This window comes from Methylobacterium sp. J-068 (genome assembly GCF_022829445.1).
Lineage (GTDB): Bacteria > Pseudomonadota > Alphaproteobacteria > Rhizobiales > Beijerinckiaceae > Methylobacterium.
The window spans coordinates 51,449-72,864 of the sequence record NZ_JAKSXY010000066.1 but is presented as its reverse complement, the minus strand read 5'-3'; the positions used below and the strand labels follow the sequence as shown (position 1 = coordinate 72,864).

The following is a 21,416-nucleotide window of genomic DNA, read 5'->3' as shown; positions in this document are numbered from 1 at the left end:
CGGGGACGGGCGGCCGGAGATGTCAGCCGAGGAACGGCGGGTTCAGTTCGAGGACAGCTTGGTGACGTCGTACTCGAACTTGCCGGACTTCTTGGCGGCCTCGATGCGCTTCTTGTTGCGCTCTTCCATCGCCTTGATCGACTCGGACTGCTTGTTCAGCTCCTTCGGGTCGTGCTTCGGATCGTACTTCGTGCCGGCGATCTTGTCGGGGAAGCCGGGCTTCGGCTCCCAGCAATTGCCGGCCGCCTTGCACTTGGTGCCGTCATAGGCGAGCGCGGGAAGCGCGAGCAGCGCGCCCGCACCGATCGCCAGGGCCGTGATGAATGTCCGCATGGTCGTCTCCTCCGTTGATCGTTGTTGCGGCGTCTCGCGCCGTTGCGTTGTTCACGGATCGGCGCCGTGGCGCGATCCACGGCGCGCCGTGACTTCCTCGGACGTCAGTCGGCCAGCGGGGGGCACTGGCCCTTCACGTCCTTGGGGAAGGTCTCGCCCTGCTTGTAGGGCGTGTAATTCTTCTTCTGCTCGTCGTTGAGCCAGACGGCATCCTTGACGGGACCCGTATACAGATGCCGGATCCAGGCGATGACCTGGAGCATCTCGTCGGGCGTGAGGTTCTCGTTGTGGGGGCCCATCATCCCGTTGGCGCCGCCGAAGATCGTGGAGAACAGGCCCGCATCCTCCGTGTTGGCGGGGTAGGTCCAGTAATTGTCGTTGAGGCCCGGCCCGAGCTTGCCCTCGGCGAGATGGCCGTGGCAGCCGGAGCACGAGGTGGCGAAGAGGGACTCGCCGTTGCGCAGGCAGGACTTGTCGTCGATGTAGGCGTTCTTGCCGGTCTGGAAGAACTGCTTGACCGCGGGGGTGTCGCGGCCGCCTTCCTTGCCTTCCGCGATGTTGAGCTGCTCTCCGGTGACGGTGTTGCGGAAGACGATGCCGGTCTGAGGGCCTGCGGCGGGCTGCGCCAGGGCCGCGACGCCGCCGAGAACGGCCGCGAGGCTGAAGCAGACGGCCAGGATGCCGTGGGAATCACGCATGTATTGGACCTGATGGCGCCGGGCGGCTGGGCGACCGGGCTCGGCTGGGCCGGGCTCCGCTGCGAGCGCCGGCGATGAGATTCGGGACGGGTTCAGGCGCGGCGCGGGATCGCCGCGTCAGTTGGTGGCGACGACGGGCACGCCGTCCTGCTTCAGGATCGCCTCGATCTTCGGCTTCGCCTTCAGGATCGCCGCGTCGAGGGCCGTCTTCAGGGCCTCGTCGCCGCGCCGCACGCCCATGGACTGATCGAAGCTCTGCGGCATCTTGCGGCCGTCGCTGCGGGTGGTGTCGTCCGGGACCAGGTTCATCCGCAGGGGCTCGGAGGAATCCTTGACGTAGCGCGCCACGTCGGGACCGAAGGCCACCGCCACGTCGGCCTTGCCGGCGACGACCTCATTGACCATCCGCGCCGGATCGATCTGGGTGTAGGTGTTGCGCGCGGCCCGGAAGTTCACCAGCGAGTAGAGGTAGGCCATGTCCTCTTCGTAGCGGCCGATATCCTTCAGCATGGCCTCGCCGGGCGTGCCGAAACCGACCACCATGTGATCGACGGTCTTGAGGCGCGGGTCGGTCCAGGATTTCACGTCGAGGTCGCGGTCGGCGCGCGTGATGAACACGTATCCGCTGCGATAATAGGGTTTCGTGGTGAGGACGCGCTGGTCGTCGCTGTCGAGGCCGACGACGACGTCGCAGAGCTTCTTGTCGAGGCTGTCGCGCACCAGGTAGATCGCCGGCTTGTCCGACCAGACGAACTGCGCCGTGCGGCCCATGGCTTCCGCGACGGCGGAGACGATGCGGTTCTCGAGGCCGCTGCCGTCCTTCATCGAGAGCGGCGGCTGGTTGGCGGCGCAGACGCGCAGGGTCTTGTCGTCGGAGGCGGATTTGGTGTCGGCCGCCGGGGCGGCCTGCGCGAGCGCGGTACCGCCGAGGGCAAGGACGGCGGCGGCGCACAGGAATCCTTTGGCGAAGGACATGGGAGCGTTTCCGTTCTTCTTGATGGTCGGTTTTTTCGTGACTTGGGCGCGGCTCTCCTCCCCAGCGGATCTCGGGCCGTCCCGAGATCCGCTGGGGAGGAGGTGGAGGTGGGAGTGTGGGTGACTCTCGGCCCGCGAAGGCCAGCGGAGCCACCCACACTCCTGGCCTCTCCCCACGAGGGGGAGAGGGACGCGCTTACGGTCTATGTGCCGAGGGGACTCGACGGGCCGGCGCTCACTTCGCCGCCGTCTGGTACTCGCCGACGTTCGGATCGTCGTAGGGGCCCTTGCCGTTGAGCGAGAACACCATCACGCCGCCACCCATCTGGGTGTAGTTCGCGAGCTTCTTGAACGCGCCCACGGCGCCGAGGCCCGCGGTCGGATCCTGAAGGTCGAACACGAGGCCGACACCCGGCCAGCCGCCGACGCCGTAGTAGATGGCGACGTACTGGTCACCCTTGTGGGTGTAGGTGATCGGGTAGCCGATCGCGCCGGACGGCATCTTGAACTTCCAGAGAAGGTCTCCGTTGTCCGAGTTGCGCGCCTTGATGTAGCCGTCGAGGGTTCCGTAGAACACCAGACCGCCGGCGGTGGCCGTCGTGCCGCCCCAGACCGCGAAGCGCTCCATCTTCTCCCACTGGAACGCGCCGGTGATGGCGTTGTAGCTCTTGATCTGGCCGAGGCCTTCGTAGTTCTGACGGTCACCCTTCGGGCCCGGATACATGTTCAGCGTCGCACCGACGAAGAACTGACCCGCGCGGTAGGGCAGCATGAAGGGCTCCCAATCCATGCAGATGTGGTTGATGCCCATGAAGAACGCCTTGCGCTCCGGATCATAGGAGTCGTGGCCCTGGTTGTGATAGCCCATCGCGGAGGGACAGATGTCCTTGCCGAGATGGTCCATCCGGGTGCCGTATTCCGGATCGCGCACCGGCTGGCCGGTCTTCAGATCCACCGACTTGAAGACGTTGACGGTGTCGTCGATCTTGTTGGCCGAGACCAGCGATCCGTCGGTGCGGTCCAGCGTGTAGACGATGCCGTTGCGGTCCGGATGGGTCAGGAGCTTGCGGTCCTTGCCGTCCTTGTCCTTCTGGTTCGAGAGCATCATCACGTTGACGCCCGCGTAGTCCCACTCGTCGTGCGGGGTCTTCTGGTAGCCGAACTTGGCCTCACCTGTATCTGCGTCGCGGCCGAAGATCGTCATCGTCCACTTGTTGTCGCCGGGGCGCATGGTCTCGTTCCACGGCGCCGGGTTGCCGGTGCCGAAGTAGATCAGGTTGGTGCCCGGGTCATAGGCGTACCAGCCCCAGTTCGTGCCGCCGCCGATCTTCCAGGCATCGCCCTCCCAGGTGGAGGTGCCGAGGCCCTTCTGGCCGTAATGCGCGTTCTTGATGTTGAAGTCGTCGGCCAGCAGCAGGTCCTTGTCCGGACCGGTCGCGTAGGCGCGCCAGACCTGGGCACCGGTCTTCACGTCGTAGGCGGTGAGGTAGCCGCGCACGCCGAGCTCGGCGCCGGACGAGCCGATGATGACCTTGTCCTTGACCACGTAGGGCGCGATCGTCAGCGTCGAGCCGACCTTGATGTCGGAATTCTCGACCTTCCAGACGGTCTCGCCGGTCTCGGCGTTCAGCGCCATGACGTTGCCGTCGAGGAGCGTTTTGAGGATCAGGGCCGGCGTCTTGCCGTCGCCCGGCCAGTAGGCGAGGCCGCGGTTCACGAGATCGCAGCAGGCCACGGCGCGGGCGGCCGGGTTCTGCTTCGGCTTGTCCTGCCACAGGATCTTGCCCGGGTCGTCGAGGCCGAGGGCGAAGGTGTTGTTGGGGAAGGACGTGTGAATGTACATCTTGTTGTTCACGACGACCGGAGCGCCCTCGTGCCCGTTGAGCAGGCCGGTCGAGAACGTCCAGGAGACCTTCAGGTCCTTCACGTTGCTCGTGTTGATCTGCTTGAGCGGGCTGTAATTGTCCGAGTCGTAATTCTTTCCGGGCATCACCCAGTTGGCGTCGTCCTTCGCCATCTCGATGAGCTTGTCGTTCGCGGAAGCGATGCTTGTCAGGCCAATCGGCGCGAGAGCACCGATCGCCAGCACCGAGACCGAAGCCAGAAACCTGTTCATCTGAACGTCTCCTACCCTGAATGCCGCGCACGTTGACCGATCGGTCCGTCACAGCCTTTGATTTCACCGGAACAGCGCAGATGCCTGTATTGAACATCAGGCGATCTGGTATTCATAAGAGTATCTTGAGCAAAATTGCTCTTATGAAGTTTTTATTACTGATCCGCTGGCTATTCATAAAAGCATTTGTCAGAAGCGGTGTCTGCGGTCAGTTGGCACTTTTTTATTGGGAGCAATCGGCAATCGATGCGGTCGGATTGAGAATAAACGAGAGGCGCAATTGCCCTTTCGCTCCGGTGTGAAAGATCGAATTGACAGCGTGACAGATGCGGAACGAATGTGGGCCACCAAGGACTTTCACGCATCGAGTGGTTCAAGACCTGTCATGACGCGATATCTTAGTTTTGTCTTATGTTTGTCTCTCGGCCTTGTCTCGACCGCTCAGGCGGCAAAGCTTTCCATGGACGACCCGGTCGCCCGCTGGCCGCGCGCTTCCCTCGACGAGAAGGTCGATTTCGCCACGCGGATGGGCAAGGCATTCTCGAGCCTGTCTCCGGAGCTCGACATGAATTATTTCATTCGGTGCATCGAAGAGACCGCCAATATTGGCAACCCGGGCGACATCAAGCTCGAGCAGGCTGTGAAGATCTGCGTCTCGGTCCATCAGAAGGCGGACGAGTAGCGCGCCGGTGCCGCGGCGCGTCACCGGATGGCAGAGCCATCCGGACAACCGGGAACGACGGGAGCGCCGCAGGGCGCCCGGGGCGGGAGGGGCGGAGACGGATGCCGGGATTCCCGTACTGGAGACACTCGAACCCCGTGATCGCGCGCGTCGGCGTGCCGAGCCGGCTCGGCCTGGGCTTGGCCCTGGCCTTGATCCTCGTCTTGGCGGCTCTCCTGTGCATCGCACTGGCGGTCACCGCCCTGCATTCCGCCCGTGTCGAGGCGGGGGGCGACCAGCGCCTGGCGGCGCTCTATCCCAAGGACGAGCGCCGGGAACTCTCGGGCGCGGATTACGAGCGCTATCCGGGCGCGGGCGTGCTCTTCTGCAGGGCGGACGGCATCCCCCGCAAGGCGGCCGCCGCCTGGCTGATCGGAAACCAACGCCTCGTGGTGCTCAACGCCCACAACTTCCGCAGTCGGCACCTCGAACGGACGCGGGAGGTCGCCGATTGCTTCTTCCAGATCGGTGGCCGGAACTACGACTTCGCGCCGGAGACGCTGCGCCTCGGCACCGCGCCGGGCGCCATGTCCCTCCACATCACCGACGATTGGGCGCTCCTCGACCTGGCGGAGGCGGCCGAGAACGTGCGTCCGCAGCCGATTCCGGCCTCACCCGACCTGCCCACCGGCACCGCGACGATTCCCGTCGTCATGGTCTCACCGGGCGGGCACGCGAACTACGCGGGCCAGACCAGCCTCGAGCGCTGCGCGATCCGCCAGATCGATCCCCCCAGCGAGGACGCCATCCGGCGCGTCCGGCACGATTGCAACAACGGCTTCGGCGGCTCGGGGTCCGGTCTGTTCGACGAGAGCGGCCGGCTCGTCGCGCTGCACAGCGCGTCCCTGTCGATGAATTCGCGCCGGATCTTCGACCTCGAATACCATTACGGCTCCGCCATGATGTTCGAGGGCGCCCTGCTGGACGCGATCCGGACGCGGGTCGCCGCGGAGCCGGCAAAGCCGCCGGTCCGCTGAGGGCGATCCTCGGGCCAAATCCGCCTGCTCCCTTCGGGAGGGCGGATTGGGGCTTCGCTCAGACGTCGAGGTTGGCCACGCTCAGGGCGTTGTCCTGGATGAATTCGCGGCGGGGCTCCACCACGTCGCCCATCAGCTTGACGAAGAGATCGCCAGCCTCCTCGGTGTCCTTCACCTTGACCTGCAGGAGCGAGCGCACGTCGCGGTCGAGGGTGGTTTCCCAGAGCTGCTGGGCCGTCATCTCGCCGAGGCCCTTGTAGCGCTGGAGCTGCAGGCCCTTGCGGCCGAAGGCCATCACCGCCTCGAACAGGCCCACCGGACCGTGCAGGGTCGTCTCGTCGCCCTTGCGCGCGTAGGTCACGGGCTGGTCGTAGATCTCGCGCAGGGCGTCCGCCCGGTCGGCGAGGCGGCGGGCCTCCTGCGAGGCCAGCAGCGAGGGGTCGAGGGTCGCCACCTGGCGCACGCCGCGCAGGGTCCGGCTGAGGACGTAGCCGCCCTCCGCGACCGAGCCCTCCCAGCCGCGCTCGATGTCGTCGACGATCCGGTCCATGCGCCGGGCGACCTCCTCGGCCAGCACCTCGGCCTCGGCCTGGTTCTCGTCGACATGGACGCGGAAGGCCCCGGCGATCAGCGCCTGCTCGACCACGGCGCGGTCGTAGCGCGTGTGCAGGGCCTGCATCAGCCCGCGGAACTGGCGCGCCTCCTCGACCAGGGATTTCAGCTGGGCGCCGCCGAATTCGGTGCCGGAGGCGAGGCGCAGCACGGCGCCGTCGACGCCCGCATCGATGAGGTAATCCTCCAGCGCCCGCTCGTCCTTGAGGTAGATCGCCGACTTGCCCTTGGCGGCTTTGTAGAGCGGCGGCTGGGCGATGTAGAGGTGCCCGCGCTCGATCACCTCCGGCATCTGCCGGAAGAAGAAGGTCAGCAGCAGGGTGCGGATGTGCGAGCCGTCGACGTCGGCATCCGTCATGATGATGATGCGGTGGTAGCGCAGCTTCTCCGGGTTGAAGCCCTCGCGGTCCGTGGACGAGCGGCCGATGCCGGCACCCAGCGCCGTGATCAGCGTGCCGATCTCGGCCGAGGACAGCATCCGGTCGGCGCGCACGCGCTCGACGTTGAGGATCTTGCCCCGCAGCGGCAGCACCGCCTGGAAGGTGCGGTCGCGGCCCTGCTTGGCCGAGCCGCCGGCGGAATCGCCCTCGACCAGCAGGATCTCGCATTTCGAGGGGTCGCGCTCCTGGCAATCGGCGAGCTTGCCGGGCAGCGAGGCGATGTCGAGGACGCCCTTGCGGGTCACGGTCTCGCGGGCCTTGCGCGCCGCCTCGCGGGCGGAGGCCGCCATGATGACCTTGGCCATCACCGAGCGGGCGAGCGCCGGGTTCTCCTCCAGCCAGTTCGACAGGCCCTCGTTCAGCACGTTCTCCACGGCCGGGCGCACCTCGGAGGAGACGAGCTTGTCCTTGGTCTGCGAGGAGAATTTCGGATCGGGCACCTGCACCGAGATGACGGCGGTGAGGCCCTCGCGGCAATCCTCGCCGGTGAGCGAGATCTTCTCGCGCTTGGCGATGCCCGACGATTCGGAATACCCCGTGATCTGGCGCGTCAGCGCCGCGCGGAACCCCGCCATGTGGGTGCCGCCGTCGCGCTGCGGGATGTTGTTGGTGAAGGGCAGGACCGTCTCGTTGAACGAGTCGTTCCACCACAGGGCGACCTCGACCCGGATGTTGTCGCGCTCGGCCCGCACCATCACGGGCTTCTGCATGCCCTCGATGGGTTTGCGCGAGCGGTCGAGGTAGCGCACGAAGGCCTCGATGCCGCCCTCGTAGAACAGCTCCTCGCGCTTGTGCTCGGCGTGGCGCGCGTCGGTGAGGACGATGCGCACGCCCGAGTTCAGGAAGGCGAGTTCGCGCAGGCGCTTTTCGAGCGTCCCGTAATCGAACTCGATCATCGTGAAGGTGTCGGTGGAGGGCAGGAACGACACCTCCGTGCCGCGCCGGCCGTTGCCGTCGCCGACGATCACCAGCGGCGAGACCGCGTCGCCGTGGCGGAACTCCATCGCGTGCTCCTTGCCGTTGCGCCAGATGCGCAGGCGGAGCCATTGCGAGAGCGCGTTGACCACGGAGACGCCGACGCCGTGCAGGCCGCCCGAGACCTTGTAGGAGTTCTGGTCGAACTTACCGCCCGCGTGCAGCTGGGTCATGATGACCTCGGCCGCCGAGACCCCCTCCTCCTTGTGGATGTCGGTGGGGATGCCGCGGCCGTTATCGGAGACCGTGACGGAGCCGTCGGCGTTCAGCGTGACGGCGACGAGGTCCGCGTGGCCCGCGAGCGCCTCGTCGATGGCGTTGTCCACGACCTCGTAGACCATGTGGTGCAGGCCCGAGCCGTCGTCGGTGTCGCCGATATACATGCCGGGGCGCTTGCGCACGGCGTCGAGCCCCTTGAGGACCCGGATGGATTCCGCGCCGTAGGCATCGGCCGCGAGGTTGTGGGAGCTGTCGGACATGAACTTCCTCGGGCAGGCGGGCTCTTGGGCTGGGCTCGTCGGCCCAGGCCGAACCCCCGCGCGCCTGCGTTTCTTCTATCCACGCAATATAGGCGTTTCACGTTGAGAATGCATCGCTTCCTGGCCCTGGCGGGCCCGGAAACGATGCCTTTCTACGCGGACCGCGTTAACCTCCGGTCAAGGGCGCGCGGCCGCCCCCGGACGGGGGCCTCAATCCTGCAGGAACGGGTTCGTCATCCGCTCCTCGCCGAGCGTGCTCGTGGGGCCGTGTCCGGGAATGAAGGCGACGTCGTCGCCGAGCGGCAGGACCTTGTCCTTGATCGCCCGGATCAGTTGCTCGTGGCTGCCGCCGGGCAGGTCGGTGCGGCCCACCGAGCCCTTGAACACCACGTCGCCCACGAGGGCGAAGCGCGCGTCGCGGCTCATGAACACCACGCTGCCGGGCGAGTGGCCGGGGGCGTGCAGGATGTCGAAGGCGAGACCGCCGACCTCGACCCTGTCGCCGTCGGCGAGCCAGCGGTCGGGCGTCACCACGCGGGCGCCGTCGATGCCGTAATTGGCGCCCGTCTCCGGCAGGCTGTCGAGCAGGTAGCGGTCGGCCTCGTGCGGCCCCTCGATCGGCACGCCGAGGCGCTCGCGCAGTTCGGCCGCCCCGCCCGCATGGTCGATATGGCCGTGGGTGAGCAGGATCTTCTCGATGGTGATGCCTTGCGCGGCGATCGCCGCCTCGATCCGGTCGAGGTCGCCGCCCGGATCGACCACGGCGCCGACCTTGGTCTCGTCCGACCAGATCAGGGTGCAGTTCTGCTGGAAGGGGGTCACCGGAACAATTCCGGCGCGGGGCGTGCCTGGCATCGCTGGTCTCGCGGGATGGCGCCGCGCGGGCGCGGAGAGGCGCCGCGCGGACGCGGGAGGACGCCTGTCTAGCCCGAGATCGGCGCGGGCGCGAATCCGCCGCGCGTCGCGCGGGCCGCGTGGACAAACTTCGGCCTCGCCACGGGACTAGCGGAGCCTTAACCAATCGTCCGGCCGCGCGTTTACGGCCAGCCTCCTTCCCTTCCCGGGTCCCTTGCGCACATGCTGAAAACCGCCTTCGTCGCCGCACGGGACCGGCAGCGCCTCGGGGAGATCGCCGCCGTCCTCATCGGCTTCGGCGTCACCAAGGTCGTCGAGCGCCTCGGCCTCGCGCAGGTGGCGCGCCTCGCCAAGCGCCGGACGCCGCAGGTCGACATCGCGCGGCTGTCGCAGCCCCAGCGCGTGCGCCGGGCCATCGAGACCCTGGGGCCGACCTTCGTGAAGCTCGGCCAGATCCTGGCGAGCCGGCCCGACCTCCTGACCCCGGAATGGACCGAGGAGCTCGAGAAGCTCCACAGCCAGGTCAAGCCGATCCCGTGGGAGCGCATCCGGCCCCAGCTGGAGGAGGATCTCGGCGCCCCGCCCGCGGAGGTCTTCGCCGAGTTCGACACCACGCCGCTCGCGGCCGCCTCCATCGCGCAGGTCTACCGCGCCCGCCTGCACACGGGCGAGGAGGTGGTGGTGAAGGTGCTGCGCCCGGGCCTGCGCAAGGTCATCGAGGCGGATCTGCGCCTGATGGGGCACGCCACCCGCATCGTCGTGGACGAGTGGCCGGAATTCGGCCGCTACCAGCCCCAGGAGCAGATGCGCCACCTCGCCAGCGGCCTCTACGGCGAGCTCGACCTCATCAACGAGGCACGCAACTGCGAGACCATCGCGGCGATCTTCGCCGACCGCGACGACATCGTGGTGCCCAAGATCCACTGGGAATGGACCTCCGAGCGCGTGCTCGTGCAGGAATTCGTGCACGGCATCCCGCCCAACGACCATGCCCGCCTGGATGCCGCCGGCTACGACAAGGTGCTGCTGGCCCAGAAGGGCACCGACGCCTTCCTGCAGATGGCGCTGATCGAGGGCGTGTTCCACGCCGACCCGCATCCCGGCAACATGCTGATCATGCCGGACAACCGGATCGGCTTCATCGATTTCGGCATCATCGGCCGCCTGTCCCAGCGCCGCCGCACCCAGCTCCTCATGCTCATCGGCGCCATGCTGAAGGAGGATTCCGATGGGCTGATGGCCGTGCTCCTCGACTGGAGCGGGTCGAGCAACCCGGACCTGACCAAGCTCGAGGCCTCGTCGCAGGCCTTCGTGGCCCGCCACACCGGAGCCTCCCTCGATTTCGGCGCGCTGCTCACCGACTTCATGACCATGGCGCGCGAGAACGACCTCGCCATGCCGACGGATCTCGCCATCCTGTTCAAGGGGCTGGTGACGGCGGACGGCGTGATGCGCCAGCTCGACCCCGGCTTCGACCTGTTCTCGGCCGCCGGCCCGACCGTGAAGCGCAAGCTCGCCTCGCAATTCTCGATCAAGGGCCTGACCCGCAAGGTCGAGGCGGTGGGCGCGGGCCTGTTCGGCGCGGCCTCCGAGCTGCCGACCCTGATCCACCTCATGCTGGTGCGCCTGAAGCAGGGCCGCGTCACCGTCGAGATCGAACTCAAGGGCATCGAGAAGCTCACCCGCGGCATCGAGCGCGCCGCCGCCCGCATCGCCGTGGCGCTGATCGTCGCCGCCTTCGCGACGCAATTGGCACCCCGCTTCATGGACCTCGGCACGCCGGCCTTCGTCACCGTGGGGGCGATGGTGTGCGTGATCGGGATCGGCTGGCTCGTGCTGCTCGGGCGCAACAAGTAGCGGGCCCGACCTTACTGCGCTTCGACGGAGTGGGCCTCGCAATCTCGGACAGGCGATTGGGCGGAACGCCGACCTCCGTTGCCAAAGCCGGACGGAGGGGCCGAGCGGCGTCAGGTATTCTTGGGCGAGGATGCCGCCAGGCTGCGTGCGGAAGCGGGGCATGATCGATCGCCTCCGTCGTGTCTTAATGGCATCCGCGTCAGGGCCGGATCACGTCCTTAAATCAGCCGCGTTGTGCAACGCATCCTTGGGCTCGTATGACCGGCCCGATCGAGCCCGTCCGACGAGCCGTTCCTCGCGTTCCCCGACCCCGGTCCCTCGCCCCGCATGAACATCATCCTGATCAAGCTGTTCGCCACGGCGCTGACGCTCAGCCAGGTCACCACGCGGCCGGACGCGGTGAGGACCCAGTTCGATCCGGTGGCCGACAAGGGCCAGGTGGTGCAGATCCTGCGCGACGGCTGCGCCCACATGCGCAAGGCCTTCGACATCGAGGACATCAATCTCGACGAGTTGATTTCCACCGCGATGGAGGATCCGAGCGCCGTCGCGGGGGCCGGCGCGCCCAAGATCCTGCACGGGCTCGATATCGGCGAATTGAACGTCAGTTACCGCCAGTTCTGCAAGGGCGAGAACCCGAAGGACTCGCCCTTCGACGCGGCCGAGGTCATCGCCTTCTACAACAAGGCGGTGGCCGACCTGCCCTCGGCCGAGGCCCTGAAGGAGCGCAAGCTCCCCGGCGCCAGCCTCATCTTCGACGGGGCGGGCAAGCGCTACGCCGAGGCCTTCGAAGCCAATGGGCGGCGCCTCAGCGTGCCCATCGCCGAGGTGCCGGTGATGGTGCAGAAGGCCTTCGTGGCGGCCGAGGACAAGCGCTTCGAGACCCACCACGGCATCGACGAGCGCGGCGTGATCCGCGCCTTCATCGGCAACCTCGCCTCGCCGGGCCGCCCGGCCGGCGGCTCGACCATCACCCAGCAGGTGGTCAAGAACCTCTCGGTGGGCGACGACGTCACCTACGAGCGCAAGATCCGCGAGATGATCGTGGCCTCCCGCCTGGAGCGCATCCTGGCTAAGCCGCAGATCCTGGAACTCTACCTCAACGGCATCTATCTCGGACGCGGCGCCTACGGCATCGAGATGGCCGCGCGCAGCTACTTCGGCAAATCGGTGGGCCAGCTCACCGTGCCCGAGGCCGCCCTCCTGGCCGGCATGCCCAAGGGCCCGAACTTCTACAGCCCCGACAAGTACCCCGACCGGGCGCGCGAGCGCCGGGCCTACGTGCTCGCGCGGATGAAGGAGGAGGGCGTGATCACCGAGGCGCAGCTCGGCGAAGCGGCCAACGCGCCCCTGGGATTGAAGCCGATCGAGACGGCGCGGCGCGATTCCGGCTTCTACTTCGTCGATCACCTGACGCGCGAGGTGCGCACCTTCGCGGGCGTCGACTCGCTCACGACCGCCAGCCACGTGGTGCGCTCCACCATCAATGCCGGCCTCCAGACCGCCACCGAGACCGCGCTTCAGGACGGGCTGGCCAATTACGAGCGCTCCACCGGCCGCCAGCGCTACGAGGGGCCGGAATTCAACCTCGCCGACGCCGTGCGCCGGCTCGAGGGCGCGGCGCCCGCCGCCGAGGCCTCGCCGCTGGGCGTGCCCCTCCTCGTCGGCGACGCGCCGAAGCCCGCGCCCGCGCCCAAGACCAAGGCGGAGCGCAAGCGCGCGGCGGAGGCCGACAGGGCGGCCGCGAAGGTCGAGCGTCCGAAGCCCGCCTGGCAGCGCGCCCTGGAGACCGCGCGGCCGGTGCTCTACGACGTGCATTGGCCGCTCGCGGTGGTGCTGGAGACCGGGCGCGGCGGCAGCGCGAAGGTCGGCCTCGCCGATGGCCGCACCGCCAGCCTGGAGCCCGGCCCCGCGCGCGGCAAGCTGCAAGCCTACGACGTGGTCCGGGTGAGGCTGCGCGATCCCAGCGCGCGCAACCCGCGCGCCGACCTGCGCGTGCGCCCGGCCGTCCAGGGCGCCGCCCTGGTGCTGGAGAACCGCACGGGCCGCATCCTCGCCATGGCGGGCGGCTTCTCCTACCCGGTGAGCCAGCTCAACCGCGTGACCCAGACCGTGCGCCAGCCGGGCTCGACCCTGAAGCCGCTGACCTACCTGGCGGCGCTGAACGCGGGCCTTCAGCCCAACACCCTGGTGATGGACTCGGCCATCACCCTGCCGCCCATCGGCGGGGTCGGCGATTCCTGGTCGCCGAAGAACTACGACGGCGGCGGGGCCGGCGCCACGACCCTGCGGCGGGGCCTCGAATTCTCGAAGAACCTCGTCACGGCGCGCCTGCTCCAGGGCGGCATCAGCGACAAGGCGCCGGCCAGCCTGCAGAAGGTCTGCGACCTCGCCCTCGAGGCGCAGATCTACGCCGAGTGCGAGCGCTACTATCCGTTCGTGCTCGGCGCTCAGCCCGTGCGGATGGTGGATCTGGCGGCCTTCTACGCGGCGGTCGCCAACGAGGGCGCGCGACCCGCGCCCTACGCGCTGGAATCCGTCGAGCGCGACGGCCGGACCCTCTACACCCACGAGGCGAAGGCGCCGACCCGCATCGGATCGGCCGACCGGGTGGCGTTCTACCAGCTGAAGACCATGCTCCAGGGTGTCACCAACCACGGCACGGCCGCGGCGCTGAGCCGGTTCTCCTCCGCGATCGCGGGGAAGACCGGGACCTCGGAGAACGAGAACGACGCCTGGTTCGCGGGCTTCACCAACGAGATCACCATCGTGGTCTGGGTCGGCTACGACAATGCGGACGGCACCCGCCGGACCCTGGGGCGCGGCCAGACCGGCGGCCACCTCGCGGTGCCGATCGCGGGCTCCATCCTGCAGGCCGCCTGGGCCAACGGCGTGCCCCGGACGCCCCTGGCGCCGCCCTCCCCCGAGGCGCGCCCGTACCTCGCCGACGTCAGCATCGATCCGCGCAGCGGCGAGCGCGTGGAGGGCGGGGGCTTCCGCGAGCACTTCCGGATCAAGGACGGCCGCATGGCCGACACCCAGTACCAGCTCCTGCCGCGCGAGACCCGGACCGCCATGCGCCCCGACGCCGAGGACGGCGACCTCGGCGCGGACGAGGACGCGCCCGACGTGGCGGGCGGCCTCTTCGGGGGACTGGCCGGCGGGCGCCGGGCGCAGCCCGATTCCGATCTCCTCGATCCCTTCGGCGAGCGGCGTGGCCGCCGGGCGCAGGGCGAGACCTACCAGCCCTGGCCGGGCACGCAGCGCTCGCCCTTCGGCGACGACGAGGAGGTCCGGCCGCGTCCGCGCCGCCGCGATCCCGACTACCTGTTCGGCGACGATCCGCGCTTCTGAGCGCGGTCCCGGCCGCCAGCCACCCTCCCCGACTTCGAGGCCTCGACGTGCACAGCCCAGTTCCGGCGTCCCTTCTCCTTGCCCTCACCCTCGCCCTGACGGGGGCGAGCGCGCCCCGGACGGCGCTCGCCCAGGAGGGTATGAAGCAGCAGCCCCCGGCGGCTCCCGCCGGCGGGGACCAGACCAAGGACGCCCGGATCAGGGACGTGCCGTCCATCGAGGCGGCGAACCTCGCGGGCCTGAAGCCCGGCACCATCCTGTTCACGGATCATCGCGACGACCCGGCCAAGCCCGAGAACGGCCTCGTGCCCTATCTCGACTGGGGCCGGCTGCGGCCGGGCGAGCGCGCCGCCCTGGCGCCCTATCCGGGCTATGCGGAGCCCGATTACATGCAGACCCTGAACGGGGTCGCCAAGCGCCGGCACGAGACCCTCAAGGTCTACGTGGCCCAGGGGCGTTTCGTGGTGGCCAGGCCCCCGGAGAGCATCGATCTCGCCGCCTACGCCACCCTCGGCTTCGTCGCGAAGATGGACCCGGTGATCAAGCACAAGGCGCTCAACCCCGCCGACGCCACCCCGAACAAGGACCCGGCGGCCGCCTTCGCCAAGCGCCCCGACCGGCCCTGGTGCGAGGTCGGCACCACCTGCATCGAGTCGCGCTACGATCTGGAGGGCAAGCTGCCGCTCGGCGTGAAGCTCGCCAACCGGCTCGAGGACGGGGCCTCGAAGAAGATCGCCGAGTTCGTCTCGTTCCAGAGCGAGTTGCGCACGCTGCCGCCCGCGGAGATCGCGGCCCTCGGGGGCGGGGCTCTCGGGGGCGGGGCTCTCGGAGGATTGACGAAGGTCGACACGCCGGTGACGGGCGGGCTGGAGCAGACGATCTTCTGGGTCAACCAGATCCTGCGCTTCGGCAAGTTCCTGGCGGTGTTCCAGCCCATGCCCGGCGATCCGGGGAAGACCGTGGTGACCACCTACATGGCGCTGGCGATCAAGGCCGACGTCCTCGACCGCAAGCAGGAATATGCCCGCGTTCCGGTGCTCAAGAACCTGCTGCCGGCCCAGGTGCTGATGGGCAACTCGTCCTTCAACACCGGCACCTCGATCAGCGCAGGCCTGCCGACCTACGCCCGCAACCGCATGATCGCGTTCGCGGACGCGCTCGCCAAGAACTGAGCCGAGAGACAAGAACTGAGCCGAGAGATTCGGTGATTCTCCCGTTCGCGCATACGGCTGTGACGAGCCTTCGCGATCCGCTCTGGATTGGGTTGTCGCCGCGGCCGTCTGAGCAAAGGCGCTCGCAGCAAATTTGCGCCCTATTCCGGTGCGACCTTCTGTTCCCGGGAGAGGTGAACGATGTGCAAGAACCTGATCGTGATCGTGCTCCTTGCCTGCACCGCGTCGGGCTGCATATCGAGGAGCGCGTCCGATTCGGGGTCGGGCCGCAAGAGCGCGTTCAACCTTGATCCTGACCGGCCGCGCTCATGCTACGGCGGCCCCGTCTACCAACCCTGCTGATCGGATCAGCACGCCGGATTTCGGGCGCACGCTTCGGCTTCGCGATCCGTTTCAACGCGGTATCGATGTCGGTTTCATCCGCGCCGGCGCCAGCCACCCTCCCGCGCGGCTTCGATGAACCCATGCCGCTGTTCCTCAGGCGTCAGCCTCTCGGTGCTGAGCTCGGAGGCGTCTTGGATCTGGCGTGCGTGTCGATGGCCGTCAGAGCGGTCTGCGGATCACCCTCGATGAAGCCGCGCGGCGCTCGCTCGGCAAAAAGCCGCCGGCGGGCACCCCGATGGCCGGATCCATCTGGTTCGACGATATCGTCGCCAACGGACTTGAGCCGAAGAATTGCCCCGAGCGAACCGACCCGCGAGCGGGTCGGACCGGGACTCAGTTCCCGCGATTGATGATCGAGGGCATCGAGGGCTGGGTGTACTGGCGGTTCACGTCGCGGCGGGTCTGGGTGCCGTTGGTGTCGTTGGACCGGCGATAATTGCTGGTGTCGAAGGCATCGGAGACGCCGCCGCGACCGCTGGGGCTGTCGCTGTTGCAGGCGCCGAGTCCGCTCAGGAGCAGGGTCGCGAGGGCGAGGGTGGCGAGGCGCATCGTCGGAGATCCTGGTGGCACGTGGGGCCCGTGGTGCTGCCACGGGCGCCTGCGCGTCAAGCGCCGGGACCGCGACCGGGATGACGAATCGCGCAAGGCTAACGAATCGTCGCCGGTTCCTGACGGAGTGATGTCACCGCGCCACGAAAACGCTCACCACCCCGGAAGGGAAGCGCCCGTTTCCGGTCGAACGTGTGGAATCCCGGTCCGCGCAGGCTGGCGCTTTGCCCGTGAACACGCGACACATGATGCCAATGAGCAACGTGCTTCCCTTCCTCCGACGCCCCTCCGCACCGCCTGTCGTCGTCACCGACGTGGTGGCGGTGGCCGACGATCTCTTCGCCCTCCTGGAGCAGCTGGAGGTCGTGAGCGCCCGAGCCGCCGCCATGGGGCGCCCGGCCCGCGAGGTCGAGCGCACGGTCCAGAACCTGCTCGACGCCGTCACCGCGGTGGAGCGCGCCCTCGACTGCATCGGCGAGGGTGACGAGGCCGGTCAGGCCTGAGCCAAGTCCTATTACCAAGTCCCCTCATCAAACCCCTGGCCGCCGGGTCCGGCGCGTCCGGAATCCCTTCCGTCGGAAAGGTTCCCATCAATTCGCCAAAATTGTCTCGGTTACGTCTACTTCTAGACAGACGCCCGCACGGCGATGCGCTAGAGGCCCGAGAGACAGACGGTGGACACAGCGCGTTCCATGGCTTCGGGCCCCGGCATGCCCGTTCCGGGCAATCTCCTCCTCGACGGACTTCGCCCCGAGGACCGGGCGCTGCTCGATCCGCATCTGGAGTTCGCGCTCTGCCGGCGCGGCGAGACCTTGTTCGCGGTCGGCACCTCCGTCACGACGATCGCCTTCCCGTGCGATCAGACCGTCGTCAGCCTGATGATCGTCATGCGCGACGGGCGCAGCGCCGAGACCGCCACGATCGGCCGCGAGGGGGCGGTCGGGGGCGTCGTCAGCAGCGGATTTCTCCCGGCCTCGACGCATGCCGTCGTGCAGCTCGGCGGACCCGTCCTGCGCCTCGACGCGGCGCGTCTGCAGGAAGCCAAGTGGCGCTCGCCGGCCCTGCGCAACCTCTTCACCCGCTACGGCGACTGCCTGCTGGCCCAGGTGCTGCAATCCGTGGCCTGCAACGCGCTGCACCCCATCGAGGCGCGCTGCCTGCGCTGGCTCCTGACCCTCCAGGACCGGATCGGGACCGAAGTCCTGCCGGTGACGCAGGAATTGCTCGCCGCGATGCTCGGCGTCCAGCGCACCTATCTCACCCGCATCCTGCGGACCTTGCAGCGGCAGGGGCTGATCGAGGTCGGGCGCGGCCGCATCGTCATGCGCAGCCGGGTCGCGGCCGAGGCCGCCGCCTGCGAGTGCCACGGCGTGGTCCGGCACCATTACGAAACGGTGCTCGGCGCGATCTACGGCACGGACGGCGTACTCCTCGCGGTCGATCCCCCCGGCCATCGGCCCGGTCCGGAATCGCTCCTGGCCCTGACGGATCGCGAGCCGGCCTGACCCGCACCCTCGCGCGCGCCATCCGGCGACGCGCCTCACCAGACAGGATTTGACGCTCTCCCTCGATGATGACGCCCTCGGCAGACAGGCAGCACGGTCTGCCGCAGGACGCGTCCGGCCCGGACCTGCCGTCTCCGGCGGGGCACGGCGACGCGGCGCGGAATGCTCCGACGCTCGGCGAGAACGCCGTCCTCCTGCGCCTCGCGGTCGAGGCCACCGGCATCGGGATCTTCGATTACGACCTGGAGGCGGAGCGCCTGCGCTGGGATGCCCGCGCCCACGCCCTGTTCGGCCTTCGCCCGGAGGCGCCCGTCACCTATGCGGGGACCTTCCTGCCCGCGCTCCATCCGGACGACCGGGACCGGGTGGACGCGGCCATGCGCGCGGCCCTCGACCCGGCGGGACCGGGGACGTTCGACTGCGAGTACCGGATCGATGCCGGCGGGACGTCCCGCTGGCTGGCGGCGCGGGGTCAGCGGGTGACCGAGGCGGGCCGCGCCATCCGCCTCGTCGGCACGGTGCGCGACATCACCCAGGCCAAGACCGCCGAGATCGCCCTCCGGGCGACCGAGGAGCGCTACCGTCTCGTGGCGCGGGCCACCAACGACGCGATCTGGGACTGGGACCTCGTCAACGACACCGTACTGTGGAACGCGGCCCTCACCGCCGCCTATGGCTGGCCGCTCGATCGGATCGAGCCCACCGGCGGCTGGTGGCTGGCCCAGATCCACCCTCAGGACCGGGCCGCCGTCGAGGCCGATATCCGCGCGGCGATCGGGGGCAGCGGCGACGATTGGAGCCACGAGTACCGCTTCCTGCGCGCCGACGGCACCTATGCCGACGTGCTCGACCGGGGCTACATGGTCCGCGACGCCTCCGGCGCGCCGACACGGATGATCGGCGCGATGCTCGACATCACCGAGCGCAACCGCGCCGGCGCCCAGTTCCGCGCGGTCTTCCAGAACGCCAATATCGGCATCGTGCAGTTCGACCCCCGCAGCGTCCGCGCCTTCGCGGTCAACGCCAAGCTCTGCGAGATCTGGGGCGCGCCCGAATCGGAGATCCTCGGGCATTCCCTGGCCCGCTGGACGCCTCCCGAGGACGACACGGAGCGCGCCGCGCTGCACGAGCGCCTGGCGTCCGGCCAGACCATGCAGGTCCGCCTGGAGAAGCGCTACCGGCGCCTCGACGGGCGCGTCATCTGGGCCCGGGTGAACCTCGTCTCGCAGAGGCTGGGCAACGGCGTCCATGCCACGGCGATGATCGAGGACATCACCGAGGAGAAGCGTGCCGACGCCCGTCGCGAGGCGCTGATCGCCCTGAGCGATCGCCTGCGCGACCTGCATACGCACGCGGACGTCGTGGCCGCCACGGCCGAGAGCCTGGGGCGTGCCCTCGGCGTCGCCCGCGCCGGCTACGCGCAGGTCGATGCCGGCGGGCAGATCACCTCGATCACGCCGGACTGGATGGCGGACGGGGCCGATGCCGGCACCGGGATGCCGGGCCTGCCCACCGCCCCGCGCTCGACCCTGGCGGCGAGCGTCGACCGGCTGGGGCGCGGCGACATCATCAGCGTGGCCGACATCCGGGCCACGCCGGACCGCGTCGACGATCCCGCGGGGTATGACCGCCTCGGAATGCGCGCGGTGATCAAGGTCCCGGTCCTGCGGCGCGGCCGGCTCGCGGGCATCCTCTACGTCCTGGACCGGGTGCCCCGCGACTGGAGCACGGGCGAGATCGCCTTCGCGCGCGAGGTGGCCGAGCGGGCCTGGGGCGGCCTGACCCGCGTCGAGGCGGACGAGCAGCAGCGCATCCTCAACCGCGAACTCAGCCACCGGCTCAAGAACACGCTGGCCATGGTCCAGGCCATCGCCTCGCAGACCCTGCGCAACGTCACCGACGTGGAGGCGGCCAAGGAGGCCCTGGCCGCGCGCCTGATCGCGCTGGGCAAGGCCCACGACATCCTGCTCTCCGGCGCTCACGAGAGCGCCGAGATGGAGGCGGTCATGCACGGCGCCCTCTCGATCCACGACGACCGCCAGCCGGGGCGCTTCCACCTCGCGGGGCCGCCGATCACCCTGGGGGCGAAGGCGGCCCTGTCGCTGGCGCTGATGCTGCACGAACTGGCCACCAACGCGGTCAAGTACGGCGCCCTCTCCGTGCCCGACGGCCGCGTCGCCGTGGCCTGGAGCCTGGATCTGGAATCGTCCGGCCCGGTGGTGCGGCTGGCCTGGTCCGAGACGGATGGTCCCACGGTCACGCCGCCCACGCATAAGGGCTTCGGCTCGCGGCTGATCGAGCGCGGGCTCGTGGGCGCCGTCGGCGGCACCATCAGCGTCGACTACGCGCCCACCGGCCTCGTCTGCCGCGTGGTGGCACCCCTGGCCGGCTTCCAGGCTAACACCTGATGCCGGGGACGAAGGGCCGCCCCGCCCACCCCCTGCCCGCTGGGCGCACCCCCGAAGAACCGGCGGCGTGCGGCGCCCTGCGCACCATCTGCGCATTGCCGCTGCACCGCACCCTGGGGTAGAGGGCGGAACCATGTGGACTCGCTTCGCCCATCCCGGTCACTTCCTGCGCTGGACGCAACCCGCGATGCCCTGGCTCGCCGGATTGTCGGGCCTGCTCCTCGCGGTCGGCCTGTATCTCACCTGGTTCATGGTGCCGCCCGACTACCAGCAGGGCGAGACCGTGCGGATCATGTACATCCACGTGCCGGCGGCCTGGCTCGGGGTGTTCTTCTACGGCGGCATGGCGCTCTCGGCCCTCGGCACCCTGGTCTGGCGCCATCCCCTGGCGGACGTGGCGCAGCGCGCCGCCGCGCCGATCGGGGCGGCCTTCACGTTGATCTGCCTCGTGACGGGCTCCCTCTGGGGCAAGCCCATGTGGGGCACCTACTGGGTCTGGGACGCGCGCCTGACCTCCATGCTGGTGCTGTTCCTGATCTATTGCGGCATCATCGCCCTGTGGCGGACGATCGAGGACCCGAACCGGGCGGCGCGCGCCATCGCGATCCTGACCCTGGTCGGGGCGGTGAACCTGCCGATCATCAAGTTCTCGGTGAACTGGTGGTCGACGCTGCACCAGCCCGCCTCGATCATGCGCATGGGCGGTTCGGCGATCGACCCGAGCATGCTCTACCCACTGCTGGAGATGATCCTGGCCTTCACCCTGCTGGGGGTGACGCTGCACCTCTACGCCATGCGCACCGAGATCCTGCGCCGCCGGGTGCGCACCCTGACCATCCGTGAGGCCGAGCGCCTCGACGCGGGCATCACGCCGGCGCGCGTGTCCGTGGCGCCCTCGCCCATGGGTGGAGCCGTCCAGGGCCTGTGAAGGGTCCCGCCTGCCCGGTCCGGCCCCTGACGCTGCCCAGAAACCCATGATCCTCGGAAGTCCATAAGTCTCGGAAGC

15 protein-coding genes and 1 pseudogene are annotated in these 21,416 nt (G+C 68.9%); 9 read left to right on the top strand and 7 right to left on the bottom strand.

The genetic code is table 11. The features are described 5' to 3' along the window. Positions 1–42 precede the first annotated feature (42 nt). The 4 genes from MKK54_RS09770 to MKK54_RS09755 all read right to left on the bottom strand — a co-directional run bounded on the left by MKK54_RS09770 (position 43) and on the right by MKK54_RS09755 (position 4,122). Positions 43–333, bottom strand: coding sequence for a methanol dehydrogenase [cytochrome c] subunit (locus MKK54_RS09770; RefSeq protein WP_244010594.1), 291 nt, complete (start codon positions 331–333; stop codon positions 43–45). Between the two features lie 104 nt (positions 334–437). After that, a complete protein-coding gene (moxG, locus tag MKK54_RS09765) occupies positions 438–1,031 on the bottom strand; it encodes a cytochrome c(L), periplasmic (RefSeq protein WP_244010593.1) in 594 nt (197 codons plus the stop codon). A 117-nt stretch (positions 1,032–1,148) separates the two neighbouring features. Continuing rightward, entirely contained in the window at positions 1,149–2,006 is an 858-nt protein-coding gene (moxJ, locus tag MKK54_RS09760) for a methanol oxidation system protein MoxJ (protein WP_244010592.1), read from the bottom strand. Between the two features lie 235 nt (positions 2,007–2,241). Further along, positions 2,242–4,122 carry a methanol/ethanol family PQQ-dependent dehydrogenase gene (locus MKK54_RS09755; protein ID WP_244010591.1) on the bottom strand — a complete coding sequence of 627 codons (1,881 nt, stop codon included), beginning with the start codon at positions 4,120–4,122 and terminating at the stop codon, positions 2,242–2,244. Between the two features lie 460 nt (positions 4,123–4,582). Between MKK54_RS09755 and MKK54_RS09750 the strand changes: the two genes are divergently transcribed. Next, positions 4,583–4,804: a hypothetical protein gene (locus MKK54_RS09750; RefSeq protein WP_244010590.1), complete on the top strand. Its 222-nt coding sequence runs from the start codon at positions 4,583–4,585 to the stop codon at positions 4,802–4,804. Positions 4,805–4,905: 101 nt separating this feature from the next. Then, positions 4,906–5,820, top strand: a complete 915-nt coding sequence (locus MKK54_RS09745; RefSeq protein ID WP_244010589.1) for a trypsin-like peptidase domain-containing protein — start codon at positions 4,906–4,908, stop codon at positions 5,818–5,820. Between the two features lie 58 nt (positions 5,821–5,878). Here MKK54_RS09745 and gyrB read toward each other — a convergent pair whose 3' ends face one another. Then, a complete protein-coding gene (gene gyrB, locus MKK54_RS09740; protein ID WP_244010588.1) occupies positions 5,879–8,326 on the bottom strand; it encodes a DNA topoisomerase (ATP-hydrolyzing) subunit B in 2,448 nt (815 codons plus the stop codon). Between the two features lie 210 nt (positions 8,327–8,536). Continuing rightward, on the bottom strand, positions 8,537–9,181 hold the full coding sequence (locus MKK54_RS09735; protein ID WP_244010587.1) for an MBL fold metallo-hydrolase: 645 nt from the start codon (positions 9,179–9,181) through the stop codon (positions 8,537–8,539). A 222-nt stretch (positions 9,182–9,403) separates the two neighbouring features. On the opposite strand from MKK54_RS09735, the gene MKK54_RS09730 reads away from it, so the two are divergent. The 3 genes from MKK54_RS09730 to MKK54_RS09720 all read left to right on the top strand — a co-directional run bounded on the left by MKK54_RS09730 (position 9,404) and on the right by MKK54_RS09720 (position 15,564). Further along, entirely contained in the window at positions 9,404–11,038 is a 1,635-nt protein-coding gene (locus MKK54_RS09730; protein WP_244010586.1) for an ABC1 kinase family protein, read from the top strand. 327 nt (positions 11,039–11,365) lie between these two features. Further along, entirely contained in the window at positions 11,366–14,392 is a 3,027-nt protein-coding gene (locus MKK54_RS09725; protein WP_244010585.1) for a penicillin-binding protein 1A, read from the top strand. A 47-nt stretch (positions 14,393–14,439) separates the two neighbouring features. Beyond that, positions 14,440–15,564: a hypothetical protein gene (locus MKK54_RS09720; RefSeq protein WP_409564155.1), complete on the top strand. Its 1,125-nt coding sequence runs from the start codon at positions 14,440–14,442 to the stop codon at positions 15,562–15,564. 717 nt (positions 15,565–16,281) lie between these two features. Here MKK54_RS09720 and MKK54_RS09715 read toward each other — a convergent pair. Beyond that, entirely contained in the window at positions 16,282–16,497 is a 216-nt protein-coding gene (locus MKK54_RS09715; protein WP_244010584.1) for a hypothetical protein, read from the bottom strand. Between the two features lie 254 nt (positions 16,498–16,751). Here MKK54_RS09715 and MKK54_RS09710 point away from each other — a divergent pair, with 254 nt between their 5' ends. The 4 genes and pseudogenes from MKK54_RS09710 (at position 16,752) to MKK54_RS09695 (ending at position 21,338) form a co-directional block, all read left to right on the top strand. Next, a complete protein-coding gene (locus MKK54_RS09710) occupies positions 16,752–17,000 on the top strand; it encodes a hypothetical protein (RefSeq protein ID WP_244010583.1) in 249 nt (82 codons plus the stop codon). Positions 17,001–17,189: 189 nt separating this feature from the next. Further along, positions 17,190–18,002: a Crp/Fnr family transcriptional regulator gene (locus MKK54_RS09705; protein ID WP_244010582.1), complete on the top strand. Its 813-nt coding sequence runs from the start codon at positions 17,190–17,192 to the stop codon at positions 18,000–18,002. A 176-nt stretch (positions 18,003–18,178) separates the two neighbouring features. Then, positions 18,179–20,410, top strand: a pseudogene (locus MKK54_RS09700) (PAS domain S-box protein); the annotation flags it as partial. Positions 20,411–20,543: 133 nt separating this feature from the next. Then, the gene (locus MKK54_RS09695) at positions 20,544–21,338 is read left to right on the top strand and encodes a heme ABC transporter permease (protein WP_244010580.1); all 795 of its coding nucleotides are present in this window, start codon (positions 20,544–20,546) and stop codon (positions 21,336–21,338) included. Positions 21,339–21,416: the final 78 nt, after the last annotated feature.